Genomic DNA, 14241 nt, shown 5'->3' on the forward strand with positions numbered 1-14241 from the left:
TCGCCGGGCATGGACCGTCAGGTCGCGAGATCGGGTCCTGAGAGCGGACGGGATGACAGCTGCGACCAGGATCCGGCCGGGAGCCTGGACATCGCTTCGGTCAGGGCGCCGAGTGTCGATGCCCGCGATTCCCAATGGTGGTAGTTGTTGCAGGAGACCTTTCCGCAACTCACACTCTGACACGTATGGTTGGCGCAGACTTTGGTCGAGCATGCTTCGGTGGGGCAGGCGCTGGACTTCGTGGGGCATGTGACGCCGCTGCAGCTTCCCGGCTTGAAGCCGGAGCAGTCGTGCGGGTCGCAGCCGCCGCTGGCGTACAGAACGTTGCCGATCCGGGCTTCTTCGTTGACGGCGGGGACCGAGATATCGAGACCGATTTGCTTCATCGCCTCGAGCATGTTGGCGACGTCTCGAGGATCGATTGCGCTTTTGATGTCGTAGCCGGCGCTGCGTTCGGTCATGACCTTCCTCCCTGCTCGAATCCGCCATTACGCTCTTCGAAGGTCGGCCAGCCCGCATTGACCTGTATCAACCCATGCGGGAGTCTATTGCCTGTCTATGCGCTTTGGTTGTGGTAACCGGGTGCTGGATCGGAACTGCCGGAGTCCGTCCGCCACTTCACATCACCCCGCTCTCTTCCTCTTCCGCCTGCTCGATCAACGTCTTGCTCACCACCAATTCGCGGCGGGGCACGACGAAGATCATCATGCAGGCACATAGCAGCGAGATGGCGAGGACGGCCGAGGTCAGCGGCAGCGTTGTGACGGAGTGGCCGCCGAGATAGGCGCCGAATTGCGACATCAGCGCGCCGATGCCCTGTTGCAGAAAGCCCATGGCGCCCGACGCGGTGCCGGCGGCCTCGGGGCGGATGCTGATCGCGCCGGCGGCGGAATTTGCCATCACGAAGGCATTGCCGACCATCACGATCATCTGCGTGCCGAACAGCCAGGCCGGAGCTTCGTTCCAGCCGGCAAGGCTCCACAGCAGGTTCAACAGGCTGCCGGCAAGCTGGAGCGCGAGGCCGAACCAGATCAGCCTCTCCAGCGAGTGCCTCGGCGCAAAGCGCACACAGAGCAGGTTGCCGACGAGATACGCAAATCCGGTCGTTGCGAACCACGCGCCGTATTCGGCGCTGCTGCGGCCCATCTGCGTCACGACGATGTAAGGACCGCCGCCGGCGAAGGTGAAGATGATCTGCGAGGCCAGCACCTGGCACATCACATAGCCGATGAAGGCGCGGCTCTTGACCAGCGTGCCGACGTCGCTGCGAAAGCCGCCGCTGCCGACCGCGCGGTCGCGGCGCGTCTCGGGCAGCGCCAGTGCGATGCCGACGGTAACCGTAAGCGCGCCGGCCGTGACGGCATAGAAGATCGCGCGCCAGCCGAACGCGGTCTCGATCAGGCCGCCGGTGAGCGGTGAGACCATCTGACCGATCATCAGGGCGGCGACCACGAGGCTGATCATGGAGGCGACGCGGTCACGCTCGTAGATGTCGCGGATGATGGCCCGGCTGATCACCATGCCGGAGGCGCCGCCGAGCGCCTGGAAGAAGCGCGCGGCGATCAATTGCGGCAGGGTCTCGGCGAAGATGCAGCCGACGCTCGCCACGACCATCAGCGCGAGGCCGCCCAGCAGCACCGGGCGACGGCCGAATCTATCCGACAGCGGCCCCATGATGAGCTGTGACAGCGCGATGCCGACCATGTAGAGCGACACCGTCATCTGCGCGATCGAAATGTCGCGCCCGAAATTCGTCGCCAGCACCGGCAGTGCCGGAACCAGGATGTAGAGCGAGATCGGCGCGATCCCGGTCATGACGACCAGCAGCAGCAACACCGCGCGCGAGGTCGCAAGGTTGGTCGCCGTTCTCGGCGGCTTGCTGATCATGCCGTGCATAAACGTCCGTCTTTCGAATTCGAATCGACTGTAGCGCGCCCGCGCAAGACGGATATCGGCGTTTCGGAATGCGGCTATTCGGATTTTGGGACGGTTATGATGCGGGCACGATGGTGCCCGATTGGGCGCGTTGCTCGTGCCGTAAAGTCGGTGTCATCGCCCGCGAAGGCGGGCGATCCAGTACGCTGCGGCCTCTCCGCCTACGTCTCCTGCCTCTGGAATACTGGATTCCCCGCCTGCGCGGGGAATGACAGCGAAGGCTAGGCACAAGCATTGCGCCAGTCGCGTGGCGCCATGCGCGCTATGCCGTCAGCTCCGCCGTCGCCTGATCGAGCCAGGCCTTCGTCGCCGCGTCCAGCGCCGGCCGCACCTCGGCCCTCACGCGCGCGTGGTAGGCATTGAGCCAGTCGAGCTCACCCTTGCTCAGCATCTCGACCTCGATCAGCCGGCGGTCGATCGGCGCGAGCGTCAGCGTCTCGAAGGCGTTCATCGGCTTCTCGGCGCCCTTGATCTCGGCAGCGACGACCAGCTCGAGATTCTCGATGCGGATGCCGAAACCGTCGGTCTTGTAATAGCCCGGCTCGTTGGAGAGGATCATGCCGCGCTTCAGCGGCGTGGTGCCGAGCTTCGAGATCCGCGCCGGACCTTCGTGCACGCTGAGATAGCTGCCGACGCCGTGGCCGGTGCCGTGCTCGAAATCGACGCCGGCGGCCCAGAGATATTGCCGCGCCAGCGTGTCGAGCTGCGCGCCGGTGGTGCCGTCCGGAAAGACCGCGCGCGCGATCGCGATATGGCCGCGGAGCACGCGGGTGAAGCGGTCGCGCATCTCGTCCGTCGGTTCGCCCACGGCCATGGTGCGCGTGACGTCGGTGGTGCCGTCTTCGTATTGCGCGCCGGAATCGATCAGCAGGAGGTCGCCGGGCGCGATCCGCCGGTTGCTCTTGCGGGTGACGCGATAGTGCACGATGGCGCCGTTCGGGCCGGTGCCGGAGATGGTCGGAAACGACACGTCCTTCAGCGCACCGGTGTCGCGGCGGAACGTCTCCAGCGCCTCGACCGCGTCGATCTCGGTCAGCTTGCCGCTAGGGGCTTCCCGATCGACCCATGCGAGGAAGCGCGCCAGTGCCACGGCGTCGCGCACATGGGCCGTCTTCGTACCCTTGATCTCGGTCGCGTTCTTGACTGCCTTCAGCAGCGCAATCGGATCGCTGCCGCGCACCGGCTTGCCGCCGGCGCCCGTGATCAGGCGGCCGAGCGCGTCGGCCGCGGTAGCGCTGTCGAGAGCGATCGACCCGCCGCCCTTGGCGAGCGCCATCAATGTCGGCGCCATCGCATCGGGCTCGCGCACGTCGGCGGATTGCTCGAGATGGTCGCGCGTGAGGTTGGAGAGCTTGCGGTGGTCGATGAAGATGGTGGGCCGGCCGTCTTTCGGCACCAGCGCGTAGGACAGCGGCAGCGGGGTGTGGGCGACGTCGGCGCCGCGGATGTTGAAGGTCCAGGCGACCGCGTGGCTGTCCGACAGAACCAGTGCATCGACGCCGAGCTTGCCGATCTCGCTTCTGATCTGCCTCAGCTTCTCGGCCTCCGTGATACCGGCATGCTGCAGTCCGTGGACGGCGACGGGGGCGAGCGGCGGCTGCGGACGGTCCTGCCAGATCGCGTCGACCGGATTGCTGTCGACGGCAACGAGCTCGGCGCCGGCCTTGGCGCAAGCGGCGGACAGGCGCTCGGCTGCCGCAAAAGTGTGCAGCCACGGATCAAATCCAAGGCGGTCGCCGGCCTTCAGATGCGCCGAGACCCAACTCTCCGGCGGCGGGTCGATCAGCGATTCCACGGCCCAGGCCTTTGCATCGACCTGCTTGGCGGCCTGAAGCGTGTAGCGGCCATCGACGAACAATGCGGCTTCCTGGCTCAGAACCACCGCGAATCCCGCCGAGCCCGTGAAGCCGGTCAGCCAGGCCAGCCGCTCTTCCGACGGCGGTACGTATTCATTCTGCTGCTGATCGGCGCGCGGAACGACGAAGCCGGTAAGCTTGTGACGGGCGAGTTCTTCGCGAAGTGCCGCCAGCCGCGCCGTCAATGCGACGCCGGCCTCCGGCTCCTCGAATGTCTGGAAGTGTGCTTCGAACATGGTGGATCACTTTAGGATCATGGGGACGAGTCCGCAATCTGGACGCATTTCGCGCCGCATCTGGCATGGACTGTGCTTGAATGGTTCCATTCGAATTGAGTGGAGTAAAGGATGCGGCAGTTGCGCTTCGTCCGGACAACAGGGAAATTCGAGCAGGTGGTTCATCTCAACGGCGAGGGGACACACGATGCCAGCGTTCACGTTTGAGAAGATTTCGCCGCCGGCGCGCCGCAGCCCGGCTGCTCCGGTACCGAAGAAGCCGCGCAGCGTCATCAGCCAGGTGATCGACCGCATTGCCGAGCGCCGAGCCAAGCGCAGCTTGCAGCACGAGCGCGCGCTGCGGCGGGACGATAAGCCGTCGGAATAGGCGGCATTTATAATGCCGTTGGGTGGGTAAAGGCGCTTGGCGCCGTGGCCACCATGTTTGCTTCATTCGAGGCTGAAAGGGTGGGCACGCTTCGCTTTGCCCATCCTGCGTCACCTCGCTCAATCCATCTTCCTCAACAACAGGCTGCTCCACCCCTCGATCCGCAGATGCTTCAGCGGCACGAGGCCGCGCGCGCGATAGGCGGCGATCACGGCGGGGGCCTGATGCGTCAACAGGCCGGAGAGGATGACGCGTCCGCCGGTTGCGAGATGCCGCGCCATCGGGCCCGCCAATTGCCGCAAGGGGTTGGCGAGGATGTTCGCCAAAACGAGGTCGAACGGACCGGCGCGTCCAAAGTCCGGCGCGGCAAAGCCGGTGGCGCGGATCACCCGGACATGCGTGCCGACTTTGTTCAGGGTGGCGTTTTCAGCTGCCACGCGCACGGAGGGCAAATCGATGTCGGAGGCGAGCACGGCGCGGTGCAGCGCCTTGGCCGCGGCGATCGCCAGCACGCCCGTCCCGGTGCCGAGGTCGAGCAGGTTCGCCGGGCGGGAACTCTTGAGGACATGGTCAAGCAGCAGTAAACAGCCACGCGTCGTGCCGTGATGGCCGGTGCCGAACGCGAGCGCCGCCTCGATCTCGATTGCGAGCTTGTTCGGCGCCACCCGATCGCGGTCATGGCTGCCGTGCACGACGAAGCGCCCGGCCGGGACCGGGACCAGATCTTCGAGGCTGGCCTTGACCCAGTCCTTGGCCTCGACGGTGTCGAAGGCAAGCGTCGCGGCGATCTCATTTCCTGCTGAAGTTGCAATGAGTTCGCGTAGCCATGCTTGATCGGGCGCGTCGGCGAAATGGAGCGTGACGTCCCATTCTCCGTCCGGGCGTTCGAAGGCCGCAACGGCCGCATCGCCCTCGAAGAACATCTCGGTGAGCACGTCGACGACGCGCCTGGCGTCGGCTTCACTACCGATCGAAAAGCTGACGCGATGGGTGGGAGAAGGCTGCATTCAAGGTTCCGTTGAGTTCAATTTTTGGAACTTTTGTGGCCAATTATCGCCACAAGTTGCGGTTCCCGGGTTAACCGGGCCGTAGTTTGTGTTCCGTACCCTTCCGGATGTTGAATTAAGCCAACACAGCTTGGAATTGAAACGGAGGCGAGTCTTGAAGAACATGATTCAGAAGTTCTGGTCGGATGAGTCCGGTGCAACGGCGATCGAATACGGTCTGATTGCCGCGGGTATCGCTCTTGCGATCATTACCGTGGTCAACAGCCTGGGCGTCACCCTGAACGACAAGTTCACGTCCATTAGCAGCTCCCTGAAGTAATTTCCGTCCTCATTTCCCAGCGGGGACACTTTCTTCATAGGCTGAGCCTGACGAGCGCCCGCGCGGGGAATTGCCTCCGGCGGGCGAGGTCGTTTTGGAGCCGGTTCTCGCAGGCAGGCCGGTCGAATCTCAGTCCGAATTTGGTGGCCTGACGCCGCAGACGAATGTCTTGGGCGACGATCCGGCGCGCCCGTTCGGCCTGATCTTCCGCAATCAGCTTGGCGACCAGCTATTCATCCACGACCGACGCCGCAACTTGCTCGCTCCAGCGGATATCTTTTGCGTTTCTATTCTCGTCGATCATGCGAGATACCACTCGACGTCCACAGCCTGTGCGCGCGCTATTCGCGACCCATCCACAGCTTTATACCCTCTTTATCCCGCGCCCTTTCCACAGCTTGATCCAGGCTTGTGTTGAAAGACGACGGTAGGTTTGCCACAGCCCTGCCAACAGCCTTTCCACAGCCCATCCACAGGTCTACCCACGGCTTTTGAACAGCGACCGGTGATCGCTCAAGATCACCTGCGCCGCGTTGTGGCCGGGCGCTCCGGTGACGCCGCCGCCGGGATGGGCGCCAGAACCGCAATGGTAGAGGCCCCTCAGGGGCCCGCGATAATCGGCATGGCCCAGCATTGGCCGTGCCGAGAACAGCTGGTTCAAGCTCAGCGCGCCGTGGAAGATGTCGCCGCCGAGCAGGCCGAACTGCCGTTCGAGATCGAGCGGGGACAGGATCTGACGGCCCAGCACGCTCGCCGCAAAACCCGGCGCGTATTTATCCACCGTTGCAATCATGAGATCGGCGACCTCGTCACGATGCTCGTCCCACGATTTTCCATCGGGAAGCTCCGGCGCGACGTGCTGGCAGAACAGGCTCGCGACGTGTTTTCCCGAAGGCGCCAGCGTGTCGTCGAGCGTGGAGGGGATCAGCATCTCGACGACGGGCTCTCGGCTCCAGCCCTGCGCCCGCGCATCGAGCCAGGCGCGATCCATATAGCCGAGGCTCGGCGCCAGGATGATGCCGGAGGTGAGGTGATCGCCTTCACCGGGCAGCGCGCTGAAGGAGGGCAGGCGGTCCAGCGCCACGTTCATGCGGAAGGTGCCGGAGCCGTTCTTCCAGTGTTTGATGCGCGCGAGGAAGTCCTGGGGCAGGGCGTCGGCTGCGATCAGCCGCGTATAGAGCAGTTTTGGATTGACGTTGGCCGCGACATATTTCGCGCGGATCGTCTCCCCGTTCTCCAGCACGACGCCGACGGCGCGGTCGCGCTCGACGATCACCTCGCGCACGCCGGCATCCGTGTCGATCACGACGCCCCTCGCCTTGGCGGCGCGCGCCATCGCCTGCGTGATCGCGCCCATGCCGCCGATGGCATGGCCCCAGACGCCCTTCTTGCCATTCACCTCGCCGAAGGCGTGATGCAGCATCACATAGGCCGAGCCCGCGGCGTAGGGGCTGGCATAGTTGCCGACGATGGCGTCGAAGCCGAACAGCGCCTTGACCAGATCATGCTCGAAGCGCTCATCCAGCATCTCGCCGGCGGAGCGGGTGAAGAGATCGAGCAGGCTGCGGCTCTGCTCCAGGGTGAGTCCGCGCAGGATGCTGGCGGTCTTGAAGGCGTTGATGCCTTCGCGGACAGCCGCCGTGCCAAGACCATCGACGAGGTTCGGCGGCGCACGGAGCACGAACTGCCTGAGCACGTCGGCGATATCTTCCAGCTCGCGTGAAAACCCGTCGAGCGCGCCTGCGTCATGCGCACTCAGCCGCGCGACCGATGCCTTCGTCCGTCCCTCGCCGGTGAGGAGATAGCTGCCGTCGGGCGCGGGCAGGAAATTCTGGGCACGCCGCTCGACGATGCGCAGTCCCTGCTCGGCGAGGCCGAGATCGCGGATCACCTGCGGATTGAGCAGGCTCACGGTATAGGCCGCGACCGAATTGCTGAATCCGGGGTGAAACTCCTCCGTGACCGCGGCGCCGCCGACCACCTTGCGGCGCTCGACCACGCGCACGCGCAAACCCGCCATCGCGAGATAGGCCGCGCAGGTGAGGCCGTTATGGCCAGCGCCGATGATGAGGACGTCGGTTTCGGTCATGATTCTCTTGGCATCATTCAGGGGCGATGCGTAGCATCGAACCCGGAATTTCGAGGTTCCGGGTTCGCCGCTTCGAGGCGCCCCGGAATGACATCTGTATATCAAGCATTCCTCGCTGCAACATCACGAGCCCCTTTATTGCCCGTTCAGGCGGCTTGTGCTCCATTGCGCGCGTCCGGCGCCCGCCGGGGTTTGAGCCGGAGCTTCCATGGATTCGATCGTGCAACCCGCCGCCACGGAGCAGCCGTCCGCCTCGCGCAACCGGCTGCTGCTGACGGTCTACACCGCGGCGATCTTCGTCAGCGCGCTGCTGCTGTTCTCGGTACAGCCGTTGTTCACGAAGATGGTGCTGCCGCGGCTCGGCGGCTCGCCGGCGGTGTGGTCGGTGGCCATGGTGTTCTTCCAGTCGCTGCTGTTGGCGGGCTATGCCTATGCGCATCTGTTGATGCAGGCGAGGAACCGGATCATTCCGGTCGCGGTGCATCTGGTGCTGCTGATCGCGGCCTTCGCCACGCTGCCGCTCGGCATTGCCTCGGACTATGGCGAGCCGCCGGCTTCGGGCTATGCGGTCTGGCTGCTCGGCCTGTTCGTGGTCTCGATCGGGCTGCCGTTCTTCGCGCTCGCCGCCAACAACCCGCTGCTGCAGGCCTGGTTCGTCCGCACCGGCCATCCCGCCGGCCACGATCCCTATTTCCTCTACGCCTCCTCCAACATCGGCAGCTTCCTCGCGTTGTTGTCCTATCCGTTCCTGCTGGAGCCGATATTCACGTTGCACACCCAGAACCGGTTGTGGACCGGCGGCTATGGCCTGCTGCTTCTCCTGATCGCCGCCTGCGGCGTGCTGCTGCTGCGTTCGCCGAAGCTTGCGGTGGTCGACGCGCGAACCGAGGAGATCAATGCGCCGGCGCCCGGCCTCGTGATGCGGCTGCGCTGGATCTTCCTGGCCGCGGTGCCGTCCGGCCTGCTCATCGCCGTCACCGCGCACATCTCGACCGACGTCGCGGCGGCGCCGCTGCTCTGGGTGCTGCCGCTGTCGCTGTATCTGCTCACCTGGGTGGTGGTGTTCCAGTCGCGGCCGCTATTGCCGCACACATGGATGCTGATGCTCCAGCCGGTCGCGATCGCGGGCGTCGTCGTGCTGCTCGCTTTCGGCGGCGAGCAGAATTTGCTGCTGACGCTCGGCGGTCATCAACTCTGCTTCTTCGTCATCGCCATGGCTTGCCATGGCGAGCTGGCGCGGACGCGGCCGGCTGCCAAATATCTCACCGGATTCTATGTCGCGCTGTCGTTCGGCGGCATGGTCGGCGGCCTCTTTGCCGGCCTCGTCGCGCCCTTCACGTTCTCCTGGATCGCTGAATATCCGATCCTGATCGCGTTCGCCGCGCTGTGCCGCCCGCCCACGAACGAGCGCCTCGCCGGCATCGTCAAATGGTACTGGCTGGCGCTCGCCGCGCTCGCGGTGGCGCTCGTTGCGCCGTCCTACACCACGGGCAACCTCTCGACCTGGTTCGAGGATCACCGCGTCTGGGTCGCAGGCTCGGTCGGCGTGCTCGCCGCGCTGCTGACACTGGCGCTCAATGTGAGCCGCTGGAAGATTTTTGCCACCGTCGCGTTGGCGCTGGCATTGATCCGGATCTATCCGGCGGACGAGGGCCGCGTCACCACCGTGCGCAGCTTCTTCGGCGTGCACAAGATCGTGGAGACGCCCGGCGGCTATTTCCACGTGCTGATGCACGGCACCACCATCCACGGCGCCGAGCGCTTCCGCAACAATGACGGCACCCCGGTCACCCGCCGGCCCGAACCGATCACCTATTATCACAAGGACGGCGGCATCGGTCAGGCCGTCAGCGCGATCCGCGAGCGCAAGGGCGCGCCGCTCAAGGTCGCGGCGATCGGCGTCGGATCGGGCACGCTCGCCTGCGCCGCCGAGCCCGGCGAGGACTGGAAATTCTTCGAGATCGACCAGTCGATGGTGGATGCCGCGCGCGACCCCAAGAATTTCCGCTACATCTCGAGCTGCCTGCCCGACCTGAAGCCGGTGATCGGCGACGCGCGCCTCACCTTCGCCAAGGAGGCGGACGGCGCTTACGATCTCATCATCGTCGATGCCTATTCGTCCGATGCGATCCCGATCCATCTCGCCACCGAAGAGGCGATGAAGATCTACAAGGACAAGCTTGCCCCGCACGGCGCCGTGGTGATGCATGTGTCCAACCGCCACCTCGATCTCGAGACTGTCGTGGTCGGCATCGCCGACGCCAATGATCTCAAGAGCTGGGTCTTCAACGAGGATTCCGGGCGAGATGCGGACTATATCTTCTCGACCGACGTCGTCATCTCCGCGCGCGAGGACGCCGACATCGGCCGGCTCGCCGCCTCCAAGTCATGGGAGCAGACTGAAGCCGACGACAGGGTCCGGGTGTGGACCGACGACTATTCCAACATCCTCGGCGCGCTGTACCGGCGCTTGCGGGACGGGGAGTGATGCTCCGTAGCCCGGATGGAGCGTAAGCGTAATCCGGGATTGCGTCCAACGTGCGAGCGGCGCCGGATTGCGCTCCGCTCCATCCGGGCTACAAGGCGGCGGGACGCTACGGCGCCACAGGCGTTCCCGAAGGCAGCGCAATTCCCTTTTCGCCGGCGACCTCGCGCAACAGGTCGGGTCTATCGGAAATGATCCCGTCGACGCCGATCTCGATCATCCGCGCCATGTCTTCACGCTTGTTGACCGTCCAGACCACCACGCGCAGTCCGAGCGCATGGGCTTCGGAAACAAGCGTCGCGGTCACATCGCCGAAATAGGGCGACCAGATCGCGCCGCCCGCAGACTTGATCGTCCGCGGCAGCGAGCCGCCGTGATCGGCCGGGCTGAAACCCGCCGTCCAGCTGGTCGCTTTCTCGAGCGCGATGGTTGGAGCCGAGCCGCGCTGCAGCGTCAGGTACACCGTCGGAATTTTCGGCGCCTGCTGCTGGATCAGGAGCAGGGTCCTCCAGTCGAAGGACTGGATCATGACGCGATCTGAAAATCCCTCGGCCTGGATCACCGCGAGCAGCTTTGCGACGAAACCCTGCGGATCGAGCGTCTCGTCCGGACGGTTCGGATCGATCTTGGTCTCGATGTTGAAGTGCACGCGCGTATTGCCGGACTTGCGCACCAGCGCGAACAGCTCGCCGAGCGTGGGGATGCGTGTCCCGGGCACGGCGCGCTGATCGGGGAATTGTTTCGCATAGGAGCTGTCCGGCCGGATCTGGCCGACGTCATAGGCCTTGATGTCGGCCAGCCGCAGCTTCACAAAGGGCGTCCCGGGCGGAACCACGTAGGCGCCGCTCGCATCCCGCGTGATATCGGCGTTGAGCCCGCGTTCGTGCGATATGACGACCTCGCCGTCAGCGGTGACGCCGACATCAAGCTCCTGCGTGTCCACGCCCATCGACAGCGCGTTGGCGAAGGCGGGCAGGGTGTTCTCCGGTAGCAGCGCCCGGCCGCCGCGATGCGCCTCGATATCGAATCCCATGGCTTGCCCCGTTATCAGAACCGAGAGCACAGTCAGAATTGTGGTGGCACGTGACGGCATCGGGGTTCGCAGCGCTCGAGAAGACAGCAGCTTATGAAATCTTTGCGCGCTTCGTCCAGTCTCGCGGTTGACGGCGGCCGCGGAAGGCGGAAACTGCGCAGCAAAAATAAGGTTCAGGGAGCCACTCACGTGCGGCAGGTCTTCATCGCAACAATGGCGGTTCTCATGGTCGGACAGGCGGCAGCCAGGGATGTGCTTTCGGGCGCGAGCCTCTATGAAGACGTGTCGCGCTATGCCTCATTCGGCCTGCACCGCTTCAGCTCGACCGGCGATCGCGCGACCGCGGACTGGATCGCCGGCGAGATGAAGCGGGCGGGTTTCGACGTCAGCTTTCAGCCCGTCGTGCTCGGCCGGCAATATGTCGTCGAGCAGGCCAGCGCCGAAGTTGCCGGCACGACGGTTGAAGCGACACCATTTTGGTGGCCGCCGGAGGATCGGGCGAGCTTCCATTTGTCCGCGCCGCTCGCACGCGATAGCGATGTCGCCGGCAAGATCCTGTTGCTCGATCTGCCGTTCGATCGCGGCGCCTATCTAGGGCCGACCCATCGTGCCGCCATCAACGAAGCGGTAGCGAAGAAGCCGGCGGCGATCCTGCTGATGATCGGCAACCTCGCCGACGATCGCTTCGCCTACAACGTCACGCAGGAGGATTCGCCCTGGCCGGTGCCGGTGATGGTGGTCGGTGCCAAGTCGCGCGCGGAGTTCGAGCGCGCGCTCGCCGCAGGCATGCCTGTCACCTTCGACGTCAAGGGCCATTACGAGCGCGATGTCGCCGGCCGGAACGTGCTTGCGGAGATCGGCGCCGGCCGCGGCCCGACCATCGTCGTCTCCACGCCGATGACCGGCTGGTATTCCTGCGTCTGCGAGCGCGGTCCCGGAATCGCCAACTTTCTCGCGCTGGCGCGCACCGCTACTGCCGAGAAATGGCCGGCGCATCTCGTCTTCATCGCCACCGCCGGCCACGAGATCGGCCATGGCGGCATGGAGCTGTTCTTGAAAAAGGGGGCGCCGGCGCCGAAGGACACGCTGGCGTGGATTCATTTCGGATCGTCGAACGCGTGCTACGCCTTTGCGGAAGGCGTCCGCACCGACCGGCCCGAGGAAGAGCGCTATCTCGTGCTCAGCAAGTCCGCCGTCGCTCTGACCGACGAGGCCTTCGCCAGGGTCGCGGCGAAGCGCCTGGTGACGGAGAAACAGGCGGTCGGCGAGTTACGCGACGTGCACGCGGCGGGCTACGCCAATTTCCTCGGCATGGCCGGCCGGCATCGCACGTTCCATACGCCGTCGGATGATCTCGGCGCGACCGGGCCCGAGATCCTCGAGCCCGTCGCGCGGGCCTTCGTCGATGCGGCGCGAAAGATCGTCGAACGCGGCGATGCCGCGTTCAGATAGCCTCAGTTCTGGTAGTAGTAGTTGCGCGGCTGATAGTACTGGCGAGGCTGCTGCTGCTGATAATAGTAGCCCTGCTGCCCGTAGCCCTGGTCGTAGGTTGGCTGCGGCAGTTGCTGATAGGCCTGCGTGCCATAGGGGCGCGTGATCGAGCGCGGTGCCGGATAACGCGCGCCGGTGTCGGTGCCGTCGGCCGGATAGATGTAGCTGTCGTCCTGCGGCATGTACCGGCGGGCGGGCTGTGCCGGCGGCGTCAGGTTCACGGGATCGCCGGTGGTGGCGTATTGCTCTTCGGCAGGCTGCTGCGGAGCGCGGGCCACCGCGTTGTTGGTGCGGCCGCGCGGATTGCGCGCCAGCGCCACCTGCGCCGAGCCGGTCAACGTCACCGTGGTGTTGAGCACGCCCTGCTGCTGCACGAGGGCATAGAGCGTCGAGGCATTCTGACGCGACAGCCGCACGCAGCCGTGCGAGGCCGGCGAGCCGAGCCGGCCGACCGAGTCCGTGCCGTGGATGGCGTGCCCGACCTTGGTAAAGAAGATCGCGTGCGGCATCGGCGCGTCGTCGAATTCCTTGGAGTAGTGATCCTCCTCCATGCGGAAGGTGCGGAACGAGCCGTTCGGCGTTTCGCGCGAGGGGATGCCGGTCGACACCGGCCAGTGATAGCGCGCGACGCCGTCGACCGCGACGGTCATCTGCTGATTATCCTTGTCGACGGTGATCTCGACCTTGGCCTGCGCGCTGCCTGCGCCGAGAAACATCAGGGATGTGAAAGCAATGAAAAATGGACGCATCTGGAAACGCATTTGAGTTCTGGCTCCGGCCTGTTCACATAAGGCGCCGCGGCTCTCCGTCCCCCGGCCTGCAATATGCCTGCAATCCGGCTTCCGTTCCAGCAGCTTGCAAAGGTAACCTTCCGGCCATCGTTAACGTGATGCCTGACGTAAGCAAGGCCGCTTTGTGCCGCGCGGCGGGCGCCGGTACTGACATTTTCGCGAGCGCGCGCGTTCACAACGCCGACAATTCGTCACAATGGCGCAACCATTCGGCCGCTCGGTGCGTTGATGATGGTCACCCCTGGCGCGTGGCCGCTGCCACTCGCTTCCCTCCAGGCCTTTCCCCGAGACCGAAAATGAACAAAGCCCATATCGCCGCTGCCAAGCTGCCGGCCAGCTTGCCCGGCCGCCTGTTGTTCGCGGCCGCCGCCCTCTTGCTCGCGCTGCTGGTGTTGCCGCATCCCGGCCACGCCCAAGGCATCGTGCGCGGCGCCCAAGAAGGCTCCTATGAAGGCAACCGGATCGCCGGCCCCGTGGGCGGTGCGGTCGGAGGCGTCGTTGGTGCCGGTGTCGGCGGCGCCGTTGGCGCAGTCGAAGGTGCGCTCGGCATTCCCCACCGTCATTACCGCCGCTGCCGCGGCTACTACGACGGCTACCACCGCTTCCATTGCTATCGGTGAGTCTTCGGTCGT

Annotated in this window: 12 protein-coding genes; 5 read left to right on the forward strand and 7 right to left on the reverse strand. The window is 65.1% G+C overall.

Translation table 11 applies throughout. The features are described 5' to 3' along the window. Window positions 1-17: 17 nt before the first annotated feature. The 3 genes from TSA1_RS24060 to TSA1_RS24070 form a co-directional block, all read right to left on the reverse strand. Window positions 18-461, reverse strand: a complete 444-nt coding sequence (locus TSA1_RS24060; RefSeq protein ID WP_100178498.1) for a hypothetical protein — start codon at window positions 459-461, stop codon at window positions 18-20. Between the two features lie 157 nt (window positions 462-618). Then, window positions 619-1896: a multidrug effflux MFS transporter gene (locus tag TSA1_RS24065; protein WP_100178499.1), complete on the reverse strand. Its 1278-nt coding sequence runs from the start codon at window positions 1894-1896 to the stop codon at window positions 619-621. Between the two features lie 301 nt (window positions 1897-2197). Next, on the reverse strand, window positions 2198-4027 hold the full coding sequence (locus TSA1_RS24070; protein WP_100178500.1) for an aminopeptidase P family protein: 1830 nt from the start codon (window positions 4025-4027) through the stop codon (window positions 2198-2200). A 187-nt stretch (window positions 4028-4214) separates the two neighbouring features. Between TSA1_RS24070 and TSA1_RS24075 the strand changes: the two genes are divergently transcribed. Further along, window positions 4215-4394, forward strand: a complete 180-nt coding sequence (locus TSA1_RS24075; protein ID WP_100178501.1) for a hypothetical protein — start codon at window positions 4215-4217, stop codon at window positions 4392-4394. Window positions 4395-4513: 119 nt separating this feature from the next. Here the strand turns inward: TSA1_RS24075 and TSA1_RS24080 are convergent, their stop codons facing one another. Further along, on the reverse strand, window positions 4514-5401 hold the full coding sequence (locus TSA1_RS24080) for a 50S ribosomal protein L11 methyltransferase (RefSeq protein ID WP_100178502.1): 888 nt from the start codon (window positions 5399-5401) through the stop codon (window positions 4514-4516). A gap of 163 nt (window positions 5402-5564) precedes the next feature. On the opposite strand from TSA1_RS24080, the gene TSA1_RS24085 reads away from it, so the two are divergent. Continuing rightward, window positions 5565-5720: a Flp family type IVb pilin gene (locus tag TSA1_RS24085; protein WP_091961919.1), complete on the forward strand. Its 156-nt coding sequence runs from the start codon at window positions 5565-5567 to the stop codon at window positions 5718-5720. Between the two features lie 478 nt (window positions 5721-6198). Here TSA1_RS24085 and TSA1_RS24090 read toward each other — a convergent pair whose 3' ends face one another. Further along, window positions 6199-7809 carry a phytoene desaturase family protein gene (locus TSA1_RS24090; RefSeq protein ID WP_100178503.1) on the reverse strand — a complete coding sequence of 537 codons (1611 nt, stop codon included), beginning with the start codon at window positions 7807-7809 and terminating at the stop codon, window positions 6199-6201. A gap of 208 nt (window positions 7810-8017) precedes the next feature. Here TSA1_RS24090 and TSA1_RS24095 point away from each other — a divergent pair, with 208 nt between their 5' ends. Next, on the forward strand, window positions 8018-10297 hold the full coding sequence (locus tag TSA1_RS24095) for a fused MFS/spermidine synthase (protein WP_100178504.1): 2280 nt from the start codon (window positions 8018-8020) through the stop codon (window positions 10295-10297). A gap of 106 nt (window positions 10298-10403) precedes the next feature. Here the strand turns inward: TSA1_RS24095 and TSA1_RS24100 are convergent, their stop codons facing one another. Continuing rightward, entirely contained in the window at window positions 10404-11387 is a 984-nt protein-coding gene (locus tag TSA1_RS24100; RefSeq protein WP_100178505.1) for a glycerophosphodiester phosphodiesterase, read from the reverse strand. A gap of 129 nt (window positions 11388-11516) precedes the next feature. Here TSA1_RS24100 and TSA1_RS24105 point away from each other — a divergent pair, with 129 nt between their 5' ends. Then, window positions 11517-12779 (forward strand): hypothetical protein, encoded by a 1263-nt coding sequence (locus tag TSA1_RS24105; protein WP_174719053.1) that lies wholly within the window; start codon window positions 11517-11519, stop codon window positions 12777-12779. A gap of 2 nt (window positions 12780-12781) precedes the next feature. Here the strand turns inward: TSA1_RS24105 and TSA1_RS24110 are convergent, their stop codons facing one another. Then, entirely contained in the window at window positions 12782-13567 is a 786-nt protein-coding gene (locus TSA1_RS24110; protein WP_245448400.1) for a L,D-transpeptidase, read from the reverse strand. A 338-nt stretch (window positions 13568-13905) separates the two neighbouring features. On the opposite strand from TSA1_RS24110, the gene TSA1_RS24120 reads away from it, so the two are divergent. After that, window positions 13906-14229, forward strand: a complete 324-nt coding sequence (locus tag TSA1_RS24120) for a hypothetical protein (RefSeq protein ID WP_100178508.1) — start codon at window positions 13906-13908, stop codon at window positions 14227-14229. The last annotated feature ends 12 nt before the right edge of the window (window positions 14230-14241 follow it).

Origin of the sequence: Bradyrhizobium nitroreducens (assembly GCF_002776695.1) — a bacterium.
Taxonomy (GTDB): Bacteria; Pseudomonadota; Alphaproteobacteria; order Rhizobiales; family Xanthobacteraceae; genus Bradyrhizobium; species Bradyrhizobium nitroreducens.

Excerpts from the sequence above, each read along its gene's own strand:
- TSA1_RS24060 (WP_100178498.1), bottom strand. The coding sequence starts at position 461 with ATGACCGAACGCAGCGCCGGCTACGACATCAAAAGCGCAATCGATCCT.
- TSA1_RS24065 (WP_100178499.1), bottom strand. The coding sequence starts at position 1,896 with ATGCACGGCATGATCAGCAAGCCGCCGAGAACGGCGACCAACCTTGCG.
- TSA1_RS24070 (WP_100178500.1), bottom strand. The coding sequence starts at position 4,027 with ATGTTCGAAGCACACTTCCAGACATTCGAGGAGCCGGAGGCCGGCGTC.
- TSA1_RS24075 (WP_100178501.1), top strand. The coding sequence starts at position 4,215 with ATGCCAGCGTTCACGTTTGAGAAGATTTCGCCGCCGGCGCGCCGCAGC.
- TSA1_RS24080 (WP_100178502.1), bottom strand. The coding sequence starts at position 5,401 with ATGCAGCCTTCTCCCACCCATCGCGTCAGCTTTTCGATCGGTAGTGAA.
- TSA1_RS24085 (WP_091961919.1), top strand. The coding sequence starts at position 5,565 with ATGATTCAGAAGTTCTGGTCGGATGAGTCCGGTGCAACGGCGATCGAA.
- TSA1_RS24090 (WP_100178503.1), bottom strand. The coding sequence starts at position 7,809 with ATGACCGAAACCGACGTCCTCATCATCGGCGCTGGCCATAACGGCCTC.
- TSA1_RS24095 (WP_100178504.1), top strand. The coding sequence starts at position 8,018 with ATGGATTCGATCGTGCAACCCGCCGCCACGGAGCAGCCGTCCGCCTCG.
- TSA1_RS24100 (WP_100178505.1), bottom strand. The coding sequence starts at position 11,387 with ATGCCGTCACGTGCCACCACAATTCTGACTGTGCTCTCGGTTCTGATA.
- TSA1_RS24110 (WP_245448400.1), bottom strand. The coding sequence starts at position 13,567 with ATGCGTCCATTTTTCATTGCTTTCACATCCCTGATGTTTCTCGGCGCA.
- TSA1_RS24120 (WP_100178508.1), top strand. The coding sequence starts at position 13,906 with ATGAACAAAGCCCATATCGCCGCTGCCAAGCTGCCGGCCAGCTTGCCC.